The organism is Arthrobacter cavernae (genome assembly GCF_017368795.1).
Lineage (GTDB): Bacteria > Actinomycetota > Actinomycetes > Actinomycetales > Micrococcaceae > Arthrobacter > Arthrobacter cavernae.
On the sequence record NZ_JAFNLL010000036.1, the window covers coordinates 20,201 to 42,956 of the forward strand.

Consider the following 22,756-nt stretch of genomic DNA (forward strand, 5'->3'; position numbering starts at 1 on the left):
GCTGCGGGAAGCGGCTACCGGCGTCCTTCGGAATACGTCCACAGCCGGATCTGAAGATGGGCCAGAAGTCGCTCATCCGGCAGCTGGAGGTCGATTCCGGCCACTTCGCAGGCCCGGCGGAGGCGGTAGTGGACGGTGTTCCGGTGGATTGCCAGTTCCTCGGCGCAGCGGTTCACGTCGCCGAAGAATTCGAGGTAGGTCAGGAGCGTCGTGGCAAATTCGGGGTACCGGCGGCACAGCCGCGTGATGCCTTCGTGCCGCAGCCGCGTTCTCGAGGCCAGTAGATCGAGCAGTTCCTTGGTCAGCACCGTCGTTTCCACGTCGCTGTAGGAGGCCACGTGGATCGACGGGGTTCCTTCGAGGACCGTCAGCACGCTGCGGACGTGTTCAAGCGTCGTGTGCAGCGAGTCCAGCCGTTCAACGACTGGTCCCACGGCCGCCTGTACCTGGAAATGAAGGTGGGTCTTGGCATCCCGGACAATCACGTTGACCAAACGGTTGATGGCGGGCAGCGATTTCACCGGGTCCAGGTCCGGCAGAATGATGGCTATTTCCAGTCCGATGGCACCTACAACCGCACCTGGCCGGTACGCGGCGGCATGGATTGCCGCCAGGTTGGCCAACTCTCCCCTGCGCAGCTGCAGGCCCGACGCGCTCTGGTTCAAACCGCCCGCGGATATCAGCACCAGCGCTGCCGGCCTGGATGGATCTATTCCCGCGGACTGGGCCTGGGAATGCACCTGGGCCGTGCCGCTGAGGAGGCTCGAGACACGGTCCCGGCGCATGGACTGGGACTGCTCATTGCGGTGCCTGACCAGCTCGATCGCCGCATGGCGGGCGGCGCCGACCATGATCCTGTCGGTGTTGGGCGCCAAGGGCTCCGTGCCTTCCTGCAGCCAGATGTAGCCCAGGACCCGGCTGCCCGCGTGGATCCCGATGGCCACCCGTTCCCGGAGGCCTTCCTGCGGATTGGCTTCGACATGGATCGGGGCCTCGGCGGCCTGCAGGTGCTTGTAGACACCGGATTCCTTCAGAAGCTTCTGGTACCTTTCCGGACCCCGCCTCGCGAGGATGGACAGCCTGCGCAGTTCATCCACGTCGTTGGATGCCGGCGAATACGCCAGGACCCTGTTGGCAGGGTCCTCAATGACCACATGGCCGTTGGTCAGCGTCGCGGTTGTCTGGGCGATGGCGAAAAGGTCCCGGTGCATGATGGAGGACGCTTCGCCTGACAGTGCGGGTTCGCGGATCCGGTCCCTTGCGATGCTTTCGAACTGGTCCCACCGCATGGCAGGAGCGACCGCAATCAGGCCGATTCCGCTGGGACGCAGCAGTTCCTGGACCGCATCCAGTTCGTCCTCGCTCCCTTTCACGGCGATGGCCGTAGGGAGATCGGGAATCAGCGTCCTTATTTTCGGCAGCGCCGCCCTGCCGCGCGAGCCGATCAGCATGACCAAGGTTCCGCACTGAACGGTTTCCTGGTCCTCAGCGTCAACAATGACAGTTTCGCGGACAAACTGGTTGTCCGGACCGGGGGCAAGCAGCAACTGGCCGTTGTCCACTCCGATGTCTTCAAGGACGTCGCTCAGCAGGACACCAACAACGTCCTCGTCTGTTTCCTGAGGTCTCACCTCCGCTATCGCTTCCTCTCGCAATAAGTCACAACAAATAGGTGTGGAGTTCCATCATCCGGCTCCGGAAAGGATTTTTTGCAGGGTGGCGAAGAAACCAGCATGTGTCCCTCAACGGTGAAGGACACGAGGCAGTGGTTCGGCACGGCCGTGCACACAGCCATGAACATTACTCGCCCTTCACCACGCCGATGTTGTCATCCAGGCACAAACCGGTGGGTATGAATTTGGCAGGCTGGACAGTTCGCCGGCTTCTGCCGGGATCTAGAGTTGGTTGGTGTCCCTGCCGCTGCGGAACGGCGTGCAGCTGCCGCCCCAAAGCAGGCCGGGACACGTTTTGAGCATTGAGCCGCCGCTGCGGCATCGGAGTCAAAGGAGACCCCCGAAGTGATCGTTGCAACAACACCGGCGCCCCCACATGGCATGGACAGACCGGGGCTGCCCTAGAGGCACTCCGGAAGATCCCCGGCCACGCATTCCATCACCTGCAGTGACCTGATTCCTGCAGTGCACCCACATTCTCATGGCTACACGCCTGCCCACGGTGAGTCCGCCCGAAAGGACAGCCCGTGCAGGCAGTCGGCGCCCAGCTGTGCGCTGGCCATCAACAACAAAAGTTTGGGATTCCATGACAAGCAACGACACAAAAGCCGGGCCTGGCCTGACCGACGCACCTGACGGCAGCCTGCAGCTGCCGCCCGGACGGTTGATCCCGGGCCAGGATTTTTCGGGCGAAGAAGCCGGATACCACAAGTCCCTTAAACCACGCCAAATCCAGATGATCGCCATCGGAGGCGCGATCGGGACCGGCCTGTTCATGGGTGCCGGCGGCCGGCTGAACGGCTCAGGGCCGGCTTTGATCCTGGTCTACGCCGTCTGCGGGTTCTTCGCCTTCCTGATCCTCCGGGCGCTCGGCGAACTGGTCCTTTACCGCCCGACGTCGGGCTCCTTCGTGTCCTACGCCCGGGAGTTCTACGGCGAGAAGATGGCCTACACGGCAGGCTGGCTCTACTTCCTGAACTGGGCAATGACCTCGATTGTCGACGTCACCGCCGTGGCCTTGTATGTGAAGTTCTGGGGGCAGTTCTGGCAGCCGCTCCAGGACATTCCCCAGTGGCTCATCGCGTTGCTCGCCCTGCTTGTTGTGCTGGGACTGAACCTGGTCTCGGTAAAGATCTTCGGCGAGATGGAGTTCTGGTTCGCTATGATCAAGGTGACCGCCTTGGTTGCGTTCCTCGTCGTCGGCGTGTGCTTCATCATTTTTGGCGGACGAACCGACATCGGGGTCCCCGGGCTGAACGTGATCCTGGACAACGGCGGGGCCTTCCCCACGGGCGCCGTGGCGCCCCTCCTGGCCATCAGCGGCGTGGTGTTCGCCTATGCCGCCATCGAACTCGTCGGCACCGCAGCCGGAGAAACGGCCAATCCGGAAAAAGTCATGCCGAAGGCCGTCAACACCGTGGTCCTGCGCATCGGCATCTTCTATGTCGGCTCGGTGCTGCTGCTCTCGCTACTGCTGCCCTTCACCGCCTATAAGCCCGGCGAATCACCCTTCGTCACGTTCTTCTCCCACCTCGGAGATCCCCAGGCGGGGGCAGTCTCCGCCTCGGTGATGAACTTCGTGGTCCTGACGGCGGCCTTGTCAAGCCTGAACGCCGGTCTCTACTCCACTGGCCGGATCCTGAGGTCCATGGCCGTCAACGGTTCAGCCCCGCGCTTCACCGCCAGGATGAGCACCACGGGCGTCCCGTACGGCGGCATCCTGCTCACCGCCGTCATCACCCTTCTCGGCGTCGGCCTGAACGCCCTTGTCCCGTCCCAGGTGTTTGAGATTGTGCTTGAAGTCTCGGCCGTTGGAATCATCGGAGGCTGGGCCACGATCATCCTCTGCCACATCAGGCTCCAGAGCTGGGTCAGGCTGGGCAAGGTGGAGCGCCCCTCGTTCCGTCTGTTGGGAGCACCCTTCACGTCCTACCTCACGCTGGGATTCCTCGCCTTCGTCCTGGTCACCATGGGCTTCTCCGAAACGGGGCGGTGGGTCCTGGCGTCCCTGCTGGTCCTCGCCCCGCTGCTCGTCCTGGGATGGTTCGCCTTCCGGCAGAGGATCAGGGAAACCGCCGAAGCCCGCCGCGAAGATGTGCAGGTCCCTGCCGCCGGTCAATTGTGATGGAAAACGGAATCAACATGAACAACGAATCTTCCTGCCCTGAAATCGGCACGCCCAGCCGTGCCTGGCGCTCCCGTGCCGATGCCTGGGAGTTCCTCGGATACGCGCTGAAGCAACTGGCCATGGGACGCCACGGCGGATCATCCGACTCCGGTCTCCAGGCCCAGGTGGGCCGCGCCTTCGGCTTGCTGCAGGCCGTTGAACTGTACTGGGCGGCACCTGGGCTGGAGGCCTTGGCGCAGCTGCGCGGTCATGTGGACGCCGGTGACTACCAGCTCGGCCTGGACCTGATGGCACGCATGACACATGTGGTGCCGGCAGCCGGCACCGGATCGGAGCAGCGCACAGGAACCCGGCCAGTCCGTGAGTCCCCGGACGAGGACATCCCGGAAGGGCTCGAGCCTGCAGAGCGGCCCAGGTTCGAGGTCCTGGTGGTCGATGACCTCACCGGGCAGGAGGCGGAAGCCCTGAAGGCGGATATGTCCGCCCAGCGCCGGCCCTCCGATGCCTTCATCTACGAGGTCACGGTGGTCCCCAGCTATGAGGACGCGCTCGTGGCCGTGCTGCTGAACCCTGACATCCAGGCATGCATTCTCCGGCCGGGGTTTGCGGTCAACAGCAAGCAGCCGCTGGGCCGGGATCTGCGCAGGTTCCTCGCCGGGCATGTCGGCGGCGGCCTACAGGCGATGCGCCCGCTCGGCAGGATCCTTGCCCTCGCCGAAGAAATCTCCGGGCTCCGCCCCGAACTTGACGTCTATCTGGTGGCCGGGGTGTCCATCGAAGACCTGGCCGGGTCTTTGACGAAACGGTTCAGGCGGATCTTCCGCCGTCAGGACCACCTTGACCTGCATTTGTCGCTGCTCTCGGGAATCGCGGAGCGGTATGAAACCCCGTTCTTCACCGCGTTGCAGGACTACAGCCGGCGGCCGGCCAGCGTCTTCCATGCCTTGCCGATCTCCCGCGGCGGCTCGGTAGGCAGTTCCCCTTGGATCCGTGACATGGCCGACTTCTATGGGTTGAACCTGCTCCTGGCCGAGACCTCCGCAACCTCCGGCGGGCTGGACTCGCTGCTGGACCCGCATGGATCCATCAAACGGGCCCAGGACCTGGCCGCGCGGGCGTTCGGGGCACAGCGGACGTACTTCGTCACCAACGGAACCTCCACGGCCAACAAGATCGTCCACCAGTCGATCCTTGCCCCCGGCGACGTCGTCCTCGTGGACCGGAACTGCCACAAATCGCACCACTACGCGTTCGTCCTCGCGGGGGCACAGGTGTCCTACCTGGACGCCTACCCTCTGGACCAGTACGCCTTCTACGGCGCGGTGCCGCTGGCGAGCATCAAACAACGGCTGCTCGACTACCGGAAGGCCGGGCGCCTGGACGAGGTCAAGATGGTCACGCTGACCAACTGCACCTTCGACGGGATCGTCTACGACGTGGAGCGAGTCATGGAGGAATGCCTGGCCATCAAACCGGACCTGGTGTTCCTCTGGGACGAAGCCTGGTTCGCCTTTGCCCGTTCGCACCCCGTCTACCGCCGCAGGACCGGCATGGCTGCCGCGGGAAAACTCGACGCATCATTCAGCGACCCGGCCTATGCGGCCCGCCATGCGCGGCAGGCGGCAGCGCTTCATGATCCGGAAACGGGCGAACCCGCAGATGATGAACTCTGGCTGCGGACCCGGCTCATCCCGGACCCGGCGAAAGCCCGGCTGCGGGTCTATGCCACCCAGTCCACGCACAAGACGCTCACGTCGCTGCGTCAAGGATCCATGATCCATGTCTTCGACCAGGACTTCAGGGACCTGAACCAGGAAGCCTTCCGCGAGGCCTACATGACCCACACCTCGACCTCGCCGAACTACCAGATCCTCGCCTCCCTGGACATCGGCCGGCGGCAGGTCGAACTCGAAGGCTTCGGCCTGGTCCAGAAACAGGCCGACCTGGCAGTCAGCGTCGCCCAGGCCGTCGCCCGGCACACACTCCTGAAGAAGTACTTCCGTGTCCTGACCTCACGGGATCTCATCGACGCCCCCTACCGGGAGACCAGCAGCCCCATGCCCCTGCGCGACGGCTTGGCCGAACTGGAGGACGCGTGGCGGCGTGATGAGTTCGTGGTGGACCCCAGCCGGCTGACGCTCGACATCAGCCGGACAGGAATCGACGGCGACACGTTCAGGCACAGCTACCTCGCGGACGACCACGGAATCCAGATCAACAAGACATCCCGGAACACCGTGCTGTTCATGACCAACATCGGCACCTCCCGCAGCGCCGTTGCCTACCTCATCGAAGTCCTCGTCAAACTGGCCGAGTCCTTCGAGGACCCCAACCGCTCTCCCCGCCACCAAGGAAAGCTGTCCCCGGGCCTGGCCGCGGGAACCACGCCGCCGCTTCCGGACTTCAGCAGCTTTGCCGCCCGTTTCCGGCGCGACGCCTCGAGCCAGGACGGGGACATCCGGGCCGCCTATTTCGAAAGCTACAAGGCCGGGGCCACTGCCTACCTTTCAGCCAGGGAGCTCACCGAAAAGGTCCTGGGCGGCGCCGAGGTCGTCTCCGCCGGGTTTGTCACGCCGTACCCGCCGGGGTTCCCCATCCTCGTCCCGGGCCAGGTCATCACGAACCAGACCCTGGAATTCATGGCGGCCCTGGACACCCGCGAGATCCATGGCTTCGACCACGAGCGCGGCTACAGGGTATTCACCGAGCAACCAGAAACCGCCGCCCAATGACGACGCAGACTCTGGAAATGCCGCTGAGACACCACCCCCTGCGTGAACGGATCGTCGCCTATCTGGAAGCGAACGGCGCCCGCAGGACCGCGGACATCAGTGCCGCCGTCGGGGTTCCACGGGCAACCACGCAGTACCATCTGGCCGCGCTGGAGTCCGCCTCGGTCATCCGCTCGGATGTTCCGCCGGACATGAGGGCGAGGTCCACGCCTTTCTACGCGCTGGTCCGGCTGCCTTCCTGACGGCGGGTGTCCTGCCAACCAATGGCCGGTGCGATGTGCTTGGCGACATTGCCCAGCAGCTTGGCGTTGTAGTCGACGCCGAGCTGGTTGGGCACGGTGAGCATCAGGGTGTCGGCGGCCTGGACGGCTGCGTCTTGGGCCAGTTCCTCGGCCAGGGTATCCGGTTCGCCGATGTAGCTCTTCCCGAAGCGGGACAGGGCGCCCTCGAGCATGCCCACCTGGTCGCGGCTGTCCGCCTGCGCCCGCAGCCCGAAGTAGTGCCGGTCCTCGTCGTCCACGATCGGGATCACGCTGCGGCTGACGGAGACGCGCGGCTGGAAGCCGTGCCCCGCCGCCGCCCAGGCCTCGCGGTACATGCTGATCTGCTCGGCCTGGAGCTGGTCGAACGGAACGCCGGTGTCTTCGATCAGCAGCGTGGAACTCATCAGGTTCATGCCCTGCTCGGCAGCCCACACGGCTGTGGCCCGTGTCGCCGCGCCCCACCAGATCCGCTCGGAAAGCCCCGGCGAGGTGGGCTGGATGGGCAGCAGCCCGGTGCCGCCACCCGCAAAGGAAGGGTCCGCCTGCGCCACGCCGTGCCCTGCGATCGCGCGCCGGAACACCTCGGTGTGCCGGCGGGCCATGTCCCCGGGGTTCTCGCCCTCGGACGGCGCGTAGCCGAACGTGGAGGCGCCGTCGAGGGCGGGCTCGGGTGAACCGCGGCTGATGCCCAGCTGCAGCCTGCCGCCGCTGATGAGGTCCGTGGCCGCGGCTTCCTCGGCCATGTAGAGGGGGTTCTCGTAGCGCATGTCGATCACGCCGGTGCCCATTTCGATCCGGCTGGTCCGCGCCGCGATGGCGGCGAGCAGCGGGAACGGTGCCGACTGCTGCCGGGCGAAGTGGTGCACCCGGAAGAACGCGCCGTCGATCCCCAGCTCCTCGGCCGCGACGGCGAGGTCAATGCCCTGCAGCAGCGCCTCGCGGGCCGACTGCACCCGCGAGCCCTGGACCCGCGCCCAGTGCCCGAAGGAGAGGAATCCGATCCGTTTCTTGTGGGTCTGAGTCATGTCCGGCACAACAGCGCGGGGCGTCCGGGAATTCCGCTTCCGGACGCGGCCGGGCCATGATGCTGGGCACACCGCCGTCGTGGGGCCCTTTGACGGCCTACTTGGAGCATTCCGGCTGGCTCACCGGCGTGTCCGCGTCAAAGTGCCCCCGTTTGGCGCGTGCGGAAAAGCCAGAGCCCGACGGCGGAAGGTCGCCGTCGGCTCTGGCCTTACTTTGGGTGCATCTAGCGGGTGCTGCCGGCCAGCAGGCCTCGGCGCTGCAGGAGCCGCTTCTCGATGGGCCCAAAGACGAGCAGCTCCACGAGGATGCCCACGGCCAGGATCAGCAGGATCGCGGACATGACCACGGACATGTCCGCCAGGAGCCGGCCCTGGTCAAGGAGCGAGCCGAGGCCGAAGCCGATGGTGCCGCCGGTCGCGATGATCTCGGCAGCCATGAGGGAACGCCAGGAGAAGGCCCAGCCCTGCTTGAGGCCGCCGAGGTAGCCGGGCAGTGCGGCGGGAAGGACGATCTGCAGGGCCATCTGCAGGCGGCTGGCGCCGAGCACCTTGCCCACGCTGCGGTACTGCGGCGGGATCTGGTCCACGCCGGAGATGAGTCCGTTGATGATGGACGGGATGGCGCCCATGAACACCACGAAGTACACGGTGGCGTCCGTCAGCCCGAACCAGATGATGGCGGCAGGAACCCAGGCCACGGACGGCAGCACCTGCAGCCCGGAAATCAGCGGCCCGAAGGCACGGCGAAGCGGCGCCACCTGGGCCAGCAGCAGCCCCACGGGGGTGGCGATCACCACGCTGATGAGGAAGCCGATGAGTCCGCGCTGCAGCGAGGTCCACACGGATTCCTGCACCTTGCCTTCGCCCCACAGGGTGACCATCTGGGCAAACACATCAAAGGGGCCCGGAACCAGGTCGCGGCGCTTGAGGCCAAGGGAGACATAGAACTGCCAGGCGAGGATCAGCACCACGAGGGCGGCAACGGGCAGCAGCACGCGTTTCCAGTCGATGCCGGCTTTGCGCTGGGTGTCCGACTGGAGGTTGTCCAGGCCTGCCTCGAGGTCGCGGAGTTCCTCGGGGTTGCCTTTGAGGACGGGCGAGGTGATGTGCTCGATGGGTTCGGTCACGGGGCGGACGTCCTGTTCAGTTGGCATGGCGGCGAATCTCCTGGCGCAGGCGGCGTGTGATGGTCGCGGTGAGTTCCCCCGCGCGGCCGGCGTCGGTGCGGTGTTCCTCGGTGACGTCCCATTCGGCCACCACACGGCCGGGCCGGGAGGAGAGCAGCAGCACGCGCTGGCCGAGGCGCACGGCTTCGCGCACGTTGTGGGTCACGAACACGATGGTCCGGTCGGTTTCCTTCCAGATCCGTTCCAGTTCGTCGTGCAGGAGGTCGCGGGTGATGGCGTCCAGGGCGGCGAAGGGCTCGTCCATGAGGAGCAGCTGCCGGTCCTGGGCGAGGGAACGGGCCAGGGCCACGCGCTGTCGCATGCCGCCGGAGAGTTCGTGCGGGCGCTTGTCCCCGGCCCCGCCCAGGTGGACGAGCTCCAGCAGTTCCGTGGCGCGGGCGCTGCGGGCGGCCTTGCTGCCGGCCTTGCCGCTGTTCTTCTCCGCGAGCTGCAGCGCCAGTTCGATGTTGCCCCGGGCCGTCAGCCACGGGAACAGGGCCGAGTCCTGGAACATGAACGCGGCGCCATCGCTGGGCACCTCCAGAGCGCCCGACGTCGGCTGGTCCAGTCCGGCGATGATGTTCAGCAGGGTGGACTTGCCGCAGCCGGAGGCGCCGAGGAGCGCGACGAACTCGCCCTTAGCGATGCTGGCGTTGACGTCGTCCAGCACCGGGGCGCCGTCGCCGAAGCGTTTACCCAAGTGTTCCAGTACGACTGGCATGGTCCCGTCCTTCGTGTTGATCGGTAGAGCTGATGTTGCCTGTGCGCCGCCGGGTGTTTCCGGTGGCGGCCAAAGGCCGGCCCATCCCGCGGGGGACGGACCAGCCTGTTGGTGCTTAGTCCTGGCCGAGCCCGGCCGCGGAGGTCTTCTTGCCGGAGACCTCGTTGAGGGCCCGGAGGTCGAAGATGCCGCCGATGTCTGCCTGCTTGGTGGTTCCTGCGTCCACGCCGTCCTGCAGCAGCTTCTTGTACGTTCCGGCCAGGGGATCGATGGTGAAGGTGATGTTCTGCAGGGAACGCTCGATGATGTTGGCCGCGAGGGGCTTGCCTGCGGTGTCCTTGAGGGCTGCGTTGATTTCGCTGGCCTTCTCGGCAGCCGGGGCGGAGTTCAGCCAGTTGACGGACTCCGCGTGGCCCTTGAGGAGGGCCTTGACGGTCTCCGGGTGTTCCGCCGCGAACTTCTTGTTGACGATCAGGATGGTGGTGGTGAATTCACCCTTCTCCCACAGCTCCTTCTCGTCCACCAGGACCTTCGCCCCGGCGTCGAGCACCAGGCGGGAGGCCCAGGGCTCCGGCAGCCACGCGCCGTCGAGCTTTCCGTCCTGGAAGAGCTTCAGCGACTGGGCGTTTTCGGTGGGGTTGATGTTGACGTCGCCGCTGCCATCGGTGCTGGTCTTGAACCCCTGGTGGCCGAGCCAGGCGCGGAGTGCCACGTCCTGGGTGCCGCCCAGCTGCGGGGAGGCAAGAACCTTGCCCTTGAGGTCCGCCGGGGTGGCGATCTGCGGCTTGACCACCAGCTGGGCTCCGCCCGATGCGGCGCCGGCGATGATGCTGACCGATTCGCCCTGGCTCTTGACGAAGGAGTTGATGGCCGGGTTGGGGCCGATGTAGGTGGCATCGATGGCGCCGGCGTTGAGTGCCTCGATGGCCGCGGGGCCGGCGTTGAAGACCTGGGTGCTCAGCTTGGTGTCGCCGAGGTTCTTGGCGATGATCCCCTTGCTGACGCCCACCAGGGCCGGCGCGTGGGTCACGTTGCCGAAGTAGCCGAGCTTGAGCTCAGCGGCGGCGGAAGGTGCGGCGGCCGGCTGGCTTTCGTTGTTGCGGGAGACCGCGGAGGCAATGGCCGCTCCGGCGCCGATCAGGAGCACGAGGCCGACGGCGAGGCCGATCTCGAGCGTGCGGCGGCCCCTGGGCTTGGCCGTTTCACCGGCGACGATGCGCGTGGTGCCGGCCGGGGTTCCGGTCTTGGGATTCTCTGGGGTGCTTGCCATGATGGGGTCCTTAAGCTTTGCGAGTCGTGGGGCTGAAATTCAGGCCCTGTGACATCGCCCCGGCAGGGCAAGGAAGGACCAGTCCGAAGAGGTCATGAACTCACAGTAGGGACTGTCATATTTGCGCTTCAATAGGGCGGAAACCCGGGGTCACGCACGTTCACGCAACGTCATATTTCGCTTTGTGTCATGGGGAGGCCACGCGGCGATGTCCCGCCGGGCGCCCACCATGCAAAAAACCGCGGCTTGTTCGCAATTCCGGCCGTTGAAGGCGCGGAATCGCGAACAAGCCGCGGTTCTGTGGCGGAAATAGCCTCAGATGACGTAGCGCTCGTCCTCGTGGTCGCCCGGGTGGTCCTTGACCAGGCCGGCGGCCAGCGTGTTGCCGTCGATCGGGTCGATCACCAGGAACGCGCCCGTGCGGCGGTGGTGCAGGTAGTTCTCCAGCGGCAACGGGGCAGCAAGGCGCAGCTGGGCGTGCCCGATGTCGTTGAGCTCCAGGCTGGAGGCGGCCTCGAGGTTGAACGTGGCGAGGTCCAGCTTGCCCGTGACGTTGCGGACCAGGGCCTGCACGGTGCGGGTGCCGTGCTTGACGAGCACCTTGGCGCCTTCGCGCAGCGGCTTGGGCGAGAGCCAGCACAGCGCCGCGTACAGGTCGGCCGTGCTTTCGCGGACGGTCCCTGCGGCTGCGATGGTGTCGCCCCGGGCGATGTCGATTTCCTCGGCCAGGCGGATCGCCACGGACTGCGGGGCTGCGGCTTCCTCAAGCTCGCGGCCCGCGAAGTCGATGCCCGTCACCGTAGTGGTGCGCGGCTCGTGGCCCGGGCTCAGCACGGTAACCTGGTCGCCAAGCTTGACCGAGCCTTCCGTGATCTGGCCGGCGTACGCACGGTAGTCGCGGTACGCCTCGACGTCGAGCCCTGCGGCCACGGCGTCCGGTGCCAGCGCGCCCTGCGGGCGGATGACCAGCTGGACCGGGAAGCGGAAGCTTTCCAGCTCGGCCTCGAGCTCGTCGGCGGCCGGAAGGGTTTCGAGGACCTCGAGCAGGGCCGGGCCGGTGTACCAAGGGGTGCGGTCCGAGCGGTCCACCACGTTGTCGCCGTCGAGCGCCGACACGGGGATCACCAGCAGGTCCGCGACGCCGTCGGAACCGAGGCCGAGCTCACGGGCGACCTTCTGCACGTCGGCCTCGATGTCGCGGAACACGGACTCGCTGAACTCGACCAGGTCGATCTTGTTCACGGCCACGATCACGTGCGCCACGCGCAGCAGCTGCAGCACGGACAGGTGCCGGCGGGTCTGCTCCAGGACACCCTTGCGGGCGTCGATGAGTACGACGACGGCGTCCGCGGTGGACGCGCCGGTCACCGTGTTCTTGGTGTACTGCACGTGCCCGGGGCAGTCCGCCAGGATGAAGCTGCGGCGGTCCGTGGCGAAGTAGCGGTACGCGACGTCGATGGTGATGCCCTGCTCGCGCTCGGCACGCAGGCCGTCGGTCAGGAGGGCGAGGTCGATCCCGCCCTTCTCGCCGCCAAAGCCGCGGTCGGCGGAGGTGCGGGCAACGGCGTCGAGCTGGTCGGCGAGGATCGCCTTGGAGTCGTGCAGCAGGCGGCCCACGAGGGTGGACTTGCCGTCGTCGACCGAGCCGGCGGTGGCGAAGCGGAACAGGGAGGCGGAAGAAAGCCCGGTTCCGAGGAGGGAAGTTTCGGTGCTCATTTAGAAGTAGCCGTCCTTCTTGCGGTCTTCCATGGCTGCCTCGGAGATGCGGTCATCTGCACGGGTGGCGCCACGTTCGGTGATGGTGGAAGCTGCGACTTCGAGAACAACAGCGGAGACGTCGGCTGCGGCCGATTCGACGGCGCCGGTGCAGGACATGTCGCCCACCGTGCGGTAGCGGACCGTCTTTGTGATGACTTCCTCGTGCGGCAGGGGCTGGGAGACTTCGCCGACTGCGCGCCACATGCCGTCGCGGGCAAAGACCTCGCGGTCGTGGGCGTAGTACAGGCCGGGCAGCTCGATGTTCTCGCGCTCGATGTAGCGCCAGATGTCCAGCTCAGTCCAGTTGCTGATGGGGAACGCGCGGACGTGCTGGCCCACGGTGTGCCGGCCGTTGTACAGGTTCCACAGCTCGGGGCGCTGGTTGCGCGGATCCCACTGGCCGAACTCGTCACGCAGGCTCAGGATGCGCTCCTTGGCGCGTGCCTTGTCCTCGTCGCGGCGGCCGCCGCCGAAGACGGCGTCGAACTTGTTGCGCTGGATCGCGTCCAGCAGCGGGACGGTCTGCAGCGGGTTGCGGGTGCCGTCGGCTCGCTCGGCGAGTTCGCCGCGGTCGATGAACTCCTGGACGGAGCCCACCACGAGCTTGAGGCCGAGGCGCTCCACAGTGCGGTCGCGGAAGTCGATGACCTCCGGGAAGTTGTGCCCGGTGTCTACGTGCAGCACGGGGAACGGTACCTTGCCCGGCCAGAAGGCCTTGGTGGCCAGGTGCAGCATGACCACGGAGTCCTTGCCGCCGGAGAACAGCAGTGCGGGCTTCTCGAACTCGGCCACCACCTCGCGGATGATGTGGATGGCCTCGGACTCCAGGGTGTCCAGGCTGGAGAGGCGCGTCGAAACAGCAGCGTCAGTCACCAGGGTGGGCTCCTCGGTTGTGTAAGTGCTCATGTGTGTAGTCCGCATTCTGTCTTGTCCGAGCCGGCCCAGCGGCCGGAACGGGGGTCGGCACCGGGTGCCACCTTCTTGGTGCACGGCTGGCAGCCGATGGACGGGTAGCCCTGTGCCAGCAGCGGGTTGACGGGGAGGATGTTGTCCTCGGAGTACTGGACCAGCTGGTCGAAGGACCAGGCGGCCAGCGGGTTCACCTTGACCAGGCCGTTGGCCTCGTCCCAGGTGACCAGGGGCGTGTTGGTGCGGGTGGGGGCTTCGTCGCGGCGGACACCGGTGAACCAGAGTTCGTAGCCGGCCAGGGTGCGGCGCAGCGGCGCCACCTTGCGCAGCGCGCAGCACTGGGCGGCGTCCCGGGCAAAAAGGTCCTTGCCCAGGAGCCGGTCCTGCTGTTCCACCGTATGTTCCGGAAGGACGTCCACGATGTTCACGCGCAGGCTTGCCGCGACCTCGTCACGGGTCTCGTACGTTTCCTTGAAGTGGTACCCGGTTTCCAGGAACAGGACGTCGACGCCGGGAAGCTGGTCCGCGACGAGGGCCGGAAGGACGGCGTCGGCCATGGAGCAGGCCACCGTGACGGCCGGGAGCTCGAAGTTCCGGGCCACCCAGGCGATGACATCGCGGGCAGGCGCGTCCCAGCCGAGCTCGGCGGCGCCGGCCTCGGCCAGGGCCTTCAGTTCCTCGTGGGAACGCTTAACCGCAACGGGAGTCATTGCAGGTCCCCCTCATCTGCTGCGAGGGCCCACTCGGCGAAGGTCTGGCCCTCGGCGCCAACGGCGACGAACTTGCGGACAACACGCTCCACGTAGTCGGGCAGGTCTTCCACCGTGACCTTGAGGCCGCGGACGGTGCGTCCCAGGCCGGCTTCCTCACGCTCGACGTTGGCCAGCCCGCCGCCCAGGTGGACCTGGAAACCGGGGGTGGGGTCGCCGTCGGGCGTTGGCAGCATCATGCCCTTGAGGCCGATGTCCGCCGTCTGGATGCGGGCGCAGGAGTTAGGGCAGCCGTTGATGTGCAGGGACAGGGCCTGCGGCAGCTGCTTGGTCTCGACGAGGTCGGCCAGGCGCTTCTCCAGCTCGGCGATGGCTGTGGCGGCCGTGACCTTGGTTTCCACGATGGCCAGTTTGCAGAACTCGATGCCGGTGCAGGCGATGGTTCCCCGGCGGAAGACCGAGGGGCGGGCGGACAGTCCCAGCGTGTCCAGCTCGGCCACCAGCGGCTCCACCTGCTCCTTGGCCACGTCCAGGATGACGAGCTTCTGGTGCGGGGTGGTGCGCAGGCGGTAGGAGCCATGGGCCTCGAGGGTGTCGGCCAGCTTGACCAGGGCCTCACCGGAAACGCGGCCCACCGTGGGGGTCACGCCGATGAAGAACTTGCCGTCCTTCTGCTCGTGGATGCCGATGTGGTCGCCGGGAGCCGTGGGCTTCGGTGCGGCCGGGCCGTCCGGGAGCTTGAAGCCGAGGTATTCGTCTTCCAGGATCTGGCGGAACTTGGCGGGGCCCCAGTCGTTCATGAGGAACTTCAGGCGGGCCTTGGTGCGCATGCGGCGGTAGCCGTAGTCGCGGAATATGCTGGTGACCCCGAGCCACACTTCGGCTGCGACGTCGGCGGAGACGAAGACGCCCAGGCGCTCCGCGAGGCGCGGGTTGGTGGAGAGTCCGCCACCGACCCAGAGGTCATAGCCGGCGCCGAGCTCGGGGTGCACCACGCCCACCAGGGCGAAGTCGTTGATCTCGTGGACCACGTCCTGGGACGGGTGGCCGGTGATGGCGGTCTTGTACTTGCGCGGCAGGTTGGCCAGCTCCGGGTCACCGATGAACCGCTCGGCCAGCTCGTGGATGAGCGGCGTGGGGTCGATGATCTCGTCCTTGGCGATGCCGGCCACCGGGGAGCCGAGGATGACGCGGGGGACGTCGCCGCAGGCCTCGGTGGTGGAGAGGTCGATGGCTTCGAGGCGGCGCCAGATTTCGGGCACATCCTCGACACGGATCCAGTGCAGCTGGATGTTCTGGCGGTCCGTGAGGTCGGCGCTGCCGCGGGCGAAGTCCACGGAGATCTGGCCGATGACACGCAGCTGCTCGGTGCTCAGGGCACCGCCGTCGATGCGAACGCGCAGCATGAAGTACTTGTCCTCGAGCTCGTGCGGCTCAAGCGTTGCGGTCTTGCCGCCGTCGATCCCGGGCTTGCGCTGGGTGTAGAGGCCCCACCAGCGGAAGCGGCCGTGCAGGTCCGTGCCGTCGATCGAGTCGAAGCCGTGCTTTGAGTAGACAGACTCGATGCGCTCCCGGACGTTCAGCCCGTTGTCTTCCTGCTTCCAGGTTTCGTTGCCGTTGAGCGGCGCGGTGCCGTCAACCTTCCACTGGCCGTGGGGTTTCGCGGCAGGGCGGGCGGTGCGGGCCGGGCGCGCGGGGACTGCGGCGTCTGTGGACGGTCCGGCTACAGCTGTATCTGTCATGTATCGACTGTAGGACCGGCCAGAATTCCCCGGCAAAGGAGCGGAAACGCTGAGTCACCTAGGGAAATATTTCGTCACGAACACGCCAGGGCCCTTGTCCGGAGTGCCCTGCTATGCATTTCCCCGGAAGGCTCAGGACGCCGCGCCCACCACGGCGTCGTAGCGCTCCAGCGCGATCTCCGCCAGCACCGTGGAAGGCAGCAGCGGGGCCGTCACAATGTCGGCGCCGGCTTTGAACAGCTGGTCGTGGAAATAGCCGGTGGCCAGCAGGTACGAGGACACCAGGACGCGCCCGGCTCCCCCGTCGTCGGCGAGTTCGGCACGCAGGGCCGCGACGCCGTCGGGCACGTTCGGTTCTGCACTGGCACCATAGGCGACGCGCACCTTGTTGGGGAGCAGTTCTGCCAACTGGCGGGCCTGTTCCTCGGAGTCCACGGAGCCGTCCGGCAAGGAGGAACCGGCGGCGGCGAGCAGCACGCCGTCGTCGTCCGTGAGCCCTGCGGCGCGCAGCTGCGCGGCCAGCAGTTCCGCGAGTCGCGGGTCCGGGCCGAGCGGCGGTGCCGCAGTCACCTCGGGGCGGGCCTTGATGGCCTTGGGGACGTCCACCTTGACGTGGAAGCCGGTGCCCAGCAGCAGCGGAACCACGACGGCGGGGGTGCCCTCCGGGAGTCCTGCCACCACGGCCGAGAGCTCGGGCTCCTGCACGTCCACGTAGGCCTCCAGGACCTGCAGGCCGGGGCGCAATGCCTGGATGTCGGCGAGGACCTGGCGGATGGCGGCCTGGCCTTCGGTGTTCCGGGTTCCGTGGGCACAGGCGATCAAGACGGGGCTGTTCATGGGAGCTAGCGTAACGTTGAGCCCACACCGATGGAGAGCCGCCGGCAGAAAGTAACGGATCCCCTTGTTTTCTTTTGACACTGTGTTGGTCTGGCTGGACCTGGCCGGAGTGTTCTTCTTCGCGGTCTCCGGATCCCTGCTCGCAGCGCGGAAGCAGTTCGACATCTTAGGCTCCATCCTGCTGGCCTCGATCGTCTCCCTGGGCGGCGGCGTCATCCGCGACATCGTCATCAACACCGGCCCGCCCGCGGCTTTCACCAACCCGGTCTATCTGCTCCCTCCCTTGCTGGCTGCGGTGCTGGTCTACTTCCTGTTTTCGAGCGTCCAGCGCTACACCTCGCTGCTGACCTTGTTCGACGCCGGCGGGCTTGCGCTGTTCTGCATCACAGGGACACTGAAGGCCCTGACCGCCGGGATGAATCCGGTGGCGGCAATCCTCCTCGGAGTCACGACGGCGGTGGGCGGCGGGCTGCTGCGCGACATCACGGCCAACGAGGTCCCTGAGCTGTTTGATGCGCGGGACATCTATGCGCTGCCGGCGTTCACCGGCTCCGCGCTGACCGCCCTGCTGTGGCAGCTGGGCTTGTTCAGCGGACTGACCGCGGGACTCGTGGCTGCGGTGGTTTTCACCTTCCGGGTGACGGCCTGGCGCCGCGGCTGGCATGTGCCGCTGGCGGTGCGCGGCTGGCACCGTCTCGGGGCGGCTTCGGGCGGGGCTGCGGGCGGGGAATCACGCGGCCGCGATTAGCTAGGATGGGAGCATGACTGACATGTTCCTCGAGAAGTTCCGTGCGCTGGTCCCGAAATATCTTGAGGATGAATGGCAGCAGGAAGACGGCCTCACCCCGGAGGAAATCGACTCCGCACTGGCCGCGCACAAGTTCACCGTCCCGCTGGTACTGCGCGAGTTCTACCTCGCCATCGGCGGCTGCGAAGACCTCATGGAGGCCTACCACTACTTCTGGGACCCCGAGGAACTCGAAGTCGATGACGAAGGCTTCCTGATGTTCCTGGAGGACGAGGAAGAGCAGTTCACCTGGGGCTTCCGCACCGCCGATCTCGGCATACCCGACCCCATCGTGTGGCGCCGCAACAACACCCGTGGCCAGTGGAAGAGCGAAGAGGGCACCTTCTCTGAGTTCGTCTTCGACATGTTCGAGTGGGCGTTCAACGAGGAGGACTAGTTTTTTGCGCCAGCCGCGCCGTCCTGGGGCACTTTGACACGGACACGCCGCTGATTCTGCAGTTCCGCGGCCGCCGAGGCGGCAATGTAGCCCACGACGGCGGCTGTCACCTTGCATCGAAGGCTCCATTTCGCCGCAACTCGAGCACGGCGAGCACTTCCGCCACCATCTGCTCCGGGTTGTGGACCACATCCTGGTATCCGTACCTCAATACCAAGTAACCTCCTGCGATGCTGCGGTTGTTCCGCTTCCGGTCCTTCTTCACCTGCCGGGGTTCCAAGTGCGTTTCGCCATCGGTTTCCACCACCACGGCGTCTTCCACAAGGAAATCCACCTCTCCAACGCCTTCCAGTTCAACATACCGTCGCAGGGACAGGCCTGCGCGGCGGAAATGCGTGTTCGCCAGTACCTCCATGAGCGAGTCGGCACGCGGAATGAGAGGTTGATGACTTCCTTGGCTCTGGCGTTACGGTTGCCTTGCAGCTTGCTCGCCAGAAATCCCTGGTTGATGCTGCCGCGGGCCACAGCAGACTGGACCATAACCAGGGCCTCGAGCTCCGGCAGGCAATGCAGCGCGTGAATCAATACGTCAGCAAGCCCTGCCACAGGCAACGAAGGATGACGGGGGTGGCGGCAAGGACCGTGCCTGGTGGAATCATCCGGGACCGTCTTGTGCCCGGCGCTAAGGTGCAGGCTGGCCGCGGGGTTCAGGGTCCACAGCCCGTAGTGGGGCGCCGCCGAGAGGCACGTCAACAAGGCATTGCAGCTCTGGGCGCGCCGTATGTCCTTTGAGCCCTCGGGCACGGCGTAGATGCCGCGGCGCAGCCTGAGGACCTTGCCGGCATTCAAGGCTGATGCGATGTCTGCTTTGGTGATCCCGGCGGCCAGAAGGGTGCTGCGCCTGGCCACGCCACCGCGCCCGGCCATGAATGATGAGATGTCCATATCCCATCAACCCAGTTGAAGGCAGCCTTCCAACAGGCCGCACCTGGCACATGTGGACAACGGTGCCGTCCAAACCGGGGCACTTTGCCGCGGACACGCCGCCAAGTCAGGCGCAGGAGGGGATGTGGGCCGCCAATGTGCCCCGGGACGGCACGCTGCAAGCTGCAAATCTGATTGACCGCACCCGTTGCACTTGTGACAAGCCTGTCATATGCTGTTCATGGATCTACTAGATGCCTCCGGTAGATCCGATGCGAACGGAGACTGTGGTCCCGGTTCCTTGCAGCGTATGACTCGTAACGCCGCAGAGAGCCGGGGCCACTCCCGTTGATGGCACCCCGGCGTGCAGCCGCCAACAAATCTTCGCCCAACAGATACAGGCGCCCGGCCCACGAAGGACCGGACGCCTGCACCATACGAAAGAACCTAGCTGGCGCGCTCCACCACGGCGTGCGCGAAGTTGGTCAGGGAGGCCTTGACCACTCCTTCGGGCAGCGGCTGCAGCGCGGCAATGGCCTCGGCGGACCACCGGCGGGCAATCACCCAGGACTCGGCGGTGACGGGGTGCTCGCGCAGCCCGGCCACGGCGGCGGCCAGGGCCTCATCGGAGGACAGATCTCCGTCCACCAGCTTGAGGAGCTCGACGGAGGACTGGTCGCCCGCCGCGGCGTCGCGCCGGAGCAGCAGGACCGGCAGGGTGGGCACGCCTTCGCGCAGATCCGTGCCCGGGGACTTGCCTGACTTGACCTTGACGCCCGTGACATCGATGACGTCGTCGGCCAGCTGGAAGGCAACGCCCACCTTCTCGCCGTACTCCACCAGCACGTCCTCGAAGGCTTCGTCGGCGCCGGCGAAGATTGCGCCGAGCTGCCCGGACGCGGCAACCAGGGAACCGGTCTTGTCCGCGATGACGGACAGGTAGTGCTCCACGGCGTCCTCGTCCTCGCGCGGGCCCACGGTCTCGTGCAGCTGGCCCAGGCACAGCCGCTCAAAGGTGCGGGCCTGGATGCCCAGGGCGCGGGAGCCGAGCTCGGACACCAGGATCGAGGCACGGGCAAAGATCAGGTCGCCGGTGAGGATCGCCACCGAGTTGCCCCAGACCTCGTGGGCCGTGGGGGCGCCGCGGCGGAAGGGTGCGGAGTCCATGACGTCGTCGTGGTACAGCGTTGCGAGGTGCGTCAGTTCCACCACGACGGCGGCCTGGACCACCTCGGGGCGGGAGGCGTCACCGAGGTGTGCGCACAGCAGAGTGAGCAGGGGACGGATGCGCTTGCCGCCGGCTTCCACCAGGTGACGCGACGTTGCGTCAGCCAGCGGGTCCGAGTTGGAGATGGCTTCGCGGAGCTTCTTCTCCACGCGGGCAAGGTTGGTGGTGATGGCCGGGCCGAGTTCGGCGTCGCCGGCGATGGCGGCAAAACCGGCGGGCAGCTGGAGGCCCGTGGCGATCGCGGTGGTGTTGGGGGCAGGCTCGGCAGAGTCCGGCAGGCCGTGCCCGGCGTGCGTCCAGCTGTGTTCGGCAGAGTGTGTCACGGGTTAACCCTAACTTTTCGCAGCGGAAACCGCTGATTCGGTGCCGGCGCGCGTGGAAGCGGCAGGAGACGTGGTGTTGGAGGTGGCCGGGACCAGCATCTCCAGGACCCGGATCACACGGTCCTCGAAGCCCTTCGCGGAGGCGTCCGTGAGGTTGGCGAGCATCCGCACCACAAAGCGCATGAGCAAAGGAATCGGCATGCCCGTGCGCAGCGCGAGCTTCATGACAGCGGGCTTGCCGATCAGCGCGGCAAACATCCGGCCGAGCGTGAAGTGCGAACCCCATTGGTCCCGCACGTAGTCGGCGTACCGCGAAAGGTGCGCGTCGGCGTCGTCGGCGGTCCACCCGGCGGACGCGGAACGCGAAACACAGTCGATGATGAACTCGGCCGCGAAGCGGGCGGACTCCATGGCGTAGGAGATGCCCTCGCCGTTGAAGGGGGACACCATGCCGCCGGCGTCGCCGAGCAGGAGCATTCCGGGCGAGTAGTGCGGGGTGCGGTTGAAGCCCATGGGTAGCGCGGCGCCGCGGATCTCGCCCACCTGGTTCTCGGGCGTGAAGCCCCAGTCGGCGGGCATGCCGGCGGTCCATTCGCGCAGGACCTGCTTGTAGTCGAGCTTGCCGAATTCCTTGGAAGAGTTCAGGATCCCCAGGCCCACATTGGAGGTGCCGTCGCCCACGCCGAACACCCAGCCGTAGCCGGGCAGCGGCTTGCCGGACTTGCCGGGCAGTTCCAGCCAACCTTCCATCCAGTCGTCCTCGTGGCGCGGCGAGGTGAAGTAGGTGCGCACGGCGACGCCGAGCGGGCGGTCGTCGCGCTTATGCATGCCCAGCGAGACAGCGGTGCGGGTGGAGTTTCCGTCCGCGGCGAGTACGACGTCGGCAAGGAAGTCACGCGTTTCGCCCGTCTTGCGTCCGGATCCGTCAAGCAGGGCGGCGCGGGCGCCGATCACGCGCCCGGCGTCGTTGCGCAGGGCTTCGGTGACGGAGTGCCGTTCGAGCACGACGGCGCCGGCGGCCTGGGCGTGCCGCGCCAGTTCCTCGTCGAAGCCAAGGCGCGTGCGGATGAGCCCGTACGTGGGGAAGTCTGCGACCTCGGGCCAGGGCAGTTCGATGGTGCGGCCGCCGGCAATCAGGCGCAGGCCCTTGTTGCGGCGCCAGCCCGCTTCCTCGGCATGCGGCAGCCCGAGCTTCTGGATTTCGCGGACCGCGCGGGGGGTGAGGCCGTCGCCGCAGACCTTCTCGCGGGGGAAGCTTGTCTTCTCCAGCACGGTCACGGAGATTCCGGCCTGGGCAAGGTAGTACGCGGCGGTGGACCCGGCGGGGCCCGCGCCGACGATCAGTACGTTCACGTCGTCCTAGTCAGCTAAGCCGGCTCAGCGGGACTCTGTGTTGGCCTGGCGGCGGGGCTTGATCTGGCGGCGCAGCTTGGCCACCGGAACGCTCTCCGCGTGCTCCGCGGCAGGCTTCCGGGCCCGGTGTACGGCCACGATCCCGCCGGTCAGGTTGCGGTAGGTGACATCGGTCCAGCCGGCTTCCTGCAGCCAGGCGGCCAGGTGGTCCTGGTCCGGCCAGGCCCGGATGGATTCGGCAAGGTACACGTAGGCGTCCGGGTTGGAGGAGACCTTGGTGGCGATGGCAGGCAGTGCGCGCATCAGGTATTCGGTGTACATGGTGCGCCACAGGGGCACCACGGGGGCCGAGAACTCGGCGATGACTAGGCGGCCGCCCGGCTTGGTGACACGCAGCATCTCTTCCAACGCCTTGTGGGGCTGATTGACGTTGCGCAACCCGAAGGAGATGGTGGTGGCGTCGAAGGAGTTGTCCGCGAACGGCAAGTTGGTGGCGTCGCCGGCGATGAAGTTGATGTCCGGGCGGCGGCGCTTGCCCACCTTGAGCATGCCTAGGGAGAAGTCGCAGGCCACCACGTCCACGCCGGCATCGGCGTAGGGCTCGCTCGAGCTGCCGGTGCCGGCAGCCAGGTCCAAGACCCGCTGGCCGCGCTTCACGTCCATGGCCTCGACGACGATCCGGCGCCAGCGCCGCGTCTGCCCCATCGACAGAACGTCGTTGACGACGTCGTATTTGGGGGCGACATCGTCAAACATCGTCGCAACTTCGTCCGGACGCTTTTCCAAGGATGCTCGGTTCACCCTGCAATT

General features: G+C 66.6%; 20 protein-coding genes. 5 read left to right on the forward strand and 15 right to left on the reverse strand.

Annotated features, from left to right (window positions below):
* Window positions 1–14: 14 nt before the first annotated feature.
* On the reverse strand, window positions 15–1,631 hold the full coding sequence (locus tag J1902_RS14305) for a PucR family transcriptional regulator (protein WP_207616987.1): 1,617 nt from the start codon (window positions 1,629–1,631) through the stop codon (window positions 15–17).
* 628 nt (window positions 1,632–2,259) lie between these two features.
* On the opposite strand from J1902_RS14305, the gene J1902_RS14310 reads away from it, so the two are divergent.
* From J1902_RS14310 to J1902_RS14320, 3 genes are read left to right on the forward strand one after another with little or no spacing between them, the layout of a single operon-like run.
* Window positions 2,260–3,798 (forward strand): amino acid permease, encoded by a 1,539-nt coding sequence (locus tag J1902_RS14310; RefSeq protein WP_242702031.1) that lies wholly within the window; start codon window positions 2,260–2,262, stop codon window positions 3,796–3,798.
* Window positions 3,799–3,815: 17 nt separating this feature from the next.
* The gene (locus tag J1902_RS14315) at window positions 3,816–6,533 is read left to right on the forward strand and encodes an aminotransferase class I/II-fold pyridoxal phosphate-dependent enzyme (protein ID WP_207616988.1); all 2,718 of its coding nucleotides are present in this window, start codon (window positions 3,816–3,818) and stop codon (window positions 6,531–6,533) included.
* A 17-nt stretch (window positions 6,534–6,550) separates the two neighbouring features.
* On the forward strand, window positions 6,551–6,775 hold the full coding sequence (locus tag J1902_RS14320) for a winged helix-turn-helix domain-containing protein (RefSeq protein ID WP_207616989.1): 225 nt from the start codon (window positions 6,551–6,553) through the stop codon (window positions 6,773–6,775).
* Here J1902_RS14320 and J1902_RS14325 read toward each other — a convergent pair.
* From J1902_RS14325 to J1902_RS14365, 9 genes are all read right to left on the reverse strand, one after another.
* On the reverse strand, window positions 6,748–7,821 hold the full coding sequence (locus J1902_RS14325) for an LLM class flavin-dependent oxidoreductase (RefSeq protein ID WP_207616990.1): 1,074 nt from the start codon (window positions 7,819–7,821) through the stop codon (window positions 6,748–6,750). The genes J1902_RS14320 and J1902_RS14325 overlap by 28 nt on opposite strands.
* Window positions 7,822–8,045: 224 nt before the next feature.
* The gene (locus tag J1902_RS14330; protein ID WP_207616991.1) at window positions 8,046–8,975 is read right to left on the reverse strand and encodes an ABC transporter permease; all 930 of its coding nucleotides are present in this window, start codon (window positions 8,973–8,975) and stop codon (window positions 8,046–8,048) included.
* Window positions 8,965–9,708: an ABC transporter ATP-binding protein gene (locus tag J1902_RS14335; RefSeq protein ID WP_207616992.1), complete on the reverse strand. Its 744-nt coding sequence runs from the start codon at window positions 9,706–9,708 to the stop codon at window positions 8,965–8,967. The genes J1902_RS14330 and J1902_RS14335 overlap by 11 nt, the downstream gene beginning before the upstream one ends.
* Before the next feature lie 115 nt (window positions 9,709–9,823).
* Window positions 9,824–10,978, reverse strand: coding sequence for an ABC transporter substrate-binding protein (locus J1902_RS14340; RefSeq protein WP_207616993.1), 1,155 nt, complete (start codon window positions 10,976–10,978; stop codon window positions 9,824–9,826).
* A 315-nt stretch (window positions 10,979–11,293) separates the two neighbouring features.
* The gene (locus J1902_RS14345; RefSeq protein WP_207616994.1) at window positions 11,294–12,694 is read right to left on the reverse strand and encodes a sulfate adenylyltransferase subunit 1; all 1,401 of its coding nucleotides are present in this window, start codon (window positions 12,692–12,694) and stop codon (window positions 11,294–11,296) included.
* Window positions 12,695–13,642, reverse strand: a complete 948-nt coding sequence (cysD, locus tag J1902_RS14350) for a sulfate adenylyltransferase subunit CysD (protein WP_207616995.1) — start codon at window positions 13,640–13,642, stop codon at window positions 12,695–12,697.
* On the reverse strand, window positions 13,639–14,355 hold the full coding sequence (locus tag J1902_RS14355) for a phosphoadenylyl-sulfate reductase (protein WP_207616996.1): 717 nt from the start codon (window positions 14,353–14,355) through the stop codon (window positions 13,639–13,641). Before J1902_RS14355 ends, cysD begins: the two co-directional genes overlap by 4 nt.
* Complete coding sequence (locus tag J1902_RS14360) at window positions 14,352–16,097, reverse strand: nitrite/sulfite reductase (RefSeq protein ID WP_207616997.1); 1,746 nt, start codon at window positions 16,095–16,097, stop codon at window positions 14,352–14,354. Before J1902_RS14360 ends, J1902_RS14355 begins: the two co-directional genes overlap by 4 nt.
* 132 nt (window positions 16,098–16,229) lie before the next feature.
* Window positions 16,230–16,934, reverse strand: coding sequence for a sirohydrochlorin chelatase (locus J1902_RS14365; protein ID WP_207616998.1), 705 nt, complete (start codon window positions 16,932–16,934; stop codon window positions 16,230–16,232).
* Between the two features lie 64 nt (window positions 16,935–16,998).
* On the opposite strand from J1902_RS14365, the gene J1902_RS14370 reads away from it, so the two are divergent.
* A complete protein-coding gene (locus J1902_RS14370; protein ID WP_207616999.1) occupies window positions 16,999–17,682 on the forward strand; it encodes a trimeric intracellular cation channel family protein in 684 nt (227 codons plus the stop codon).
* 13 nt (window positions 17,683–17,695) lie between these two features.
* Window positions 17,696–18,118, forward strand: coding sequence for a hypothetical protein (locus J1902_RS14375; RefSeq protein ID WP_207617000.1), 423 nt, complete (start codon window positions 17,696–17,698; stop codon window positions 18,116–18,118).
* 106 nt (window positions 18,119–18,224) lie between these two features.
* On the opposite strand, the gene J1902_RS19390 is transcribed toward J1902_RS14375, so the two are convergent.
* The 5 genes from J1902_RS19390 to J1902_RS14395 form a co-directional block, all read right to left on the reverse strand.
* A complete protein-coding gene (locus J1902_RS19390) occupies window positions 18,225–18,452 on the reverse strand; it encodes an endonuclease domain-containing protein (RefSeq protein WP_307794458.1) in 228 nt (75 codons plus the stop codon).
* Window positions 18,380–19,063, reverse strand: a complete 684-nt coding sequence (locus J1902_RS14380) for a type IV toxin-antitoxin system AbiEi family antitoxin domain-containing protein (RefSeq protein WP_242702032.1) — start codon at window positions 19,061–19,063, stop codon at window positions 18,380–18,382. Before J1902_RS14380 ends, J1902_RS19390 begins: the two co-directional genes overlap by 73 nt.
* 426 nt (window positions 19,064–19,489) lie before the next feature.
* Window positions 19,490–20,593, reverse strand: a complete 1,104-nt coding sequence (locus J1902_RS14385; RefSeq protein ID WP_207617001.1) for a polyprenyl synthetase family protein — start codon at window positions 20,591–20,593, stop codon at window positions 19,490–19,492.
* A gap of 9 nt (window positions 20,594–20,602) precedes the next feature.
* Window positions 20,603–21,946 (reverse strand): geranylgeranyl reductase family protein, encoded by a 1,344-nt coding sequence (locus J1902_RS14390; RefSeq protein WP_207617002.1) that lies wholly within the window; start codon window positions 21,944–21,946, stop codon window positions 20,603–20,605.
* Window positions 21,947–21,970: 24 nt separating this feature from the next.
* Window positions 21,971–22,747: a demethylmenaquinone methyltransferase gene (locus tag J1902_RS14395; protein WP_207617003.1), complete on the reverse strand. Its 777-nt coding sequence runs from the start codon at window positions 22,745–22,747 to the stop codon at window positions 21,971–21,973.
* Between the last annotated feature and the right edge of the window lie 9 nt (window positions 22,748–22,756).

What these genes read in the sequence shown, in the direction of transcription:
- J1902_RS14310 (WP_242702031.1), top strand. Translation starts at nt 2,260, where the DNA reads ATGACAAGCAACGACACAAAAGCCGGGCCTGGCCTGACCGACGCACCT.
- J1902_RS14315 (WP_207616988.1), top strand. Translation starts at nt 3,816, where the DNA reads ATGAACAACGAATCTTCCTGCCCTGAAATCGGCACGCCCAGCCGTGCC.
- J1902_RS14320 (WP_207616989.1), top strand. Translation starts at nt 6,551, where the DNA reads ATGCCGCTGAGACACCACCCCCTGCGTGAACGGATCGTCGCCTATCTG.
- J1902_RS14325 (WP_207616990.1), bottom strand. Translation starts at nt 7,821, where the DNA reads ATGACTCAGACCCACAAGAAACGGATCGGATTCCTCTCCTTCGGGCAC.
- J1902_RS14330 (WP_207616991.1), bottom strand. Translation starts at nt 8,975, where the DNA reads ATGCCAACTGAACAGGACGTCCGCCCCGTGACCGAACCCATCGAGCAC.
- J1902_RS14335 (WP_207616992.1), bottom strand. Translation starts at nt 9,708, where the DNA reads ATGCCAGTCGTACTGGAACACTTGGGTAAACGCTTCGGCGACGGCGCC.
- J1902_RS14340 (WP_207616993.1), bottom strand. Translation starts at nt 10,978, where the DNA reads ATGGCAAGCACCCCAGAGAATCCCAAGACCGGAACCCCGGCCGGCACC.
- J1902_RS14345 (WP_207616994.1), bottom strand. Translation starts at nt 12,694, where the DNA reads ATGAGCACCGAAACTTCCCTCCTCGGAACCGGGCTTTCTTCCGCCTCC.
- cysD (WP_207616995.1), bottom strand. Translation starts at nt 13,642, where the DNA reads ATGAGCACTTACACAACCGAGGAGCCCACCCTGGTGACTGACGCTGCT.
- J1902_RS14355 (WP_207616996.1), bottom strand. Translation starts at nt 14,355, where the DNA reads ATGACTCCCGTTGCGGTTAAGCGTTCCCACGAGGAACTGAAGGCCCTG.
- J1902_RS14360 (WP_207616997.1), bottom strand. Translation starts at nt 16,097, where the DNA reads ATGACAGATACAGCTGTAGCCGGACCGTCCACAGACGCCGCAGTCCCC.
- J1902_RS14365 (WP_207616998.1), bottom strand. Translation starts at nt 16,934, where the DNA reads ATGAACAGCCCCGTCTTGATCGCCTGTGCCCACGGAACCCGGAACACC.
- J1902_RS14375 (WP_207617000.1), top strand. Translation starts at nt 17,696, where the DNA reads ATGACTGACATGTTCCTCGAGAAGTTCCGTGCGCTGGTCCCGAAATAT.
- J1902_RS14380 (WP_242702032.1), bottom strand. Translation starts at nt 19,063, where the DNA reads ATGGACATCTCATCATTCATGGCCGGGCGCGGTGGCGTGGCCAGGCGC.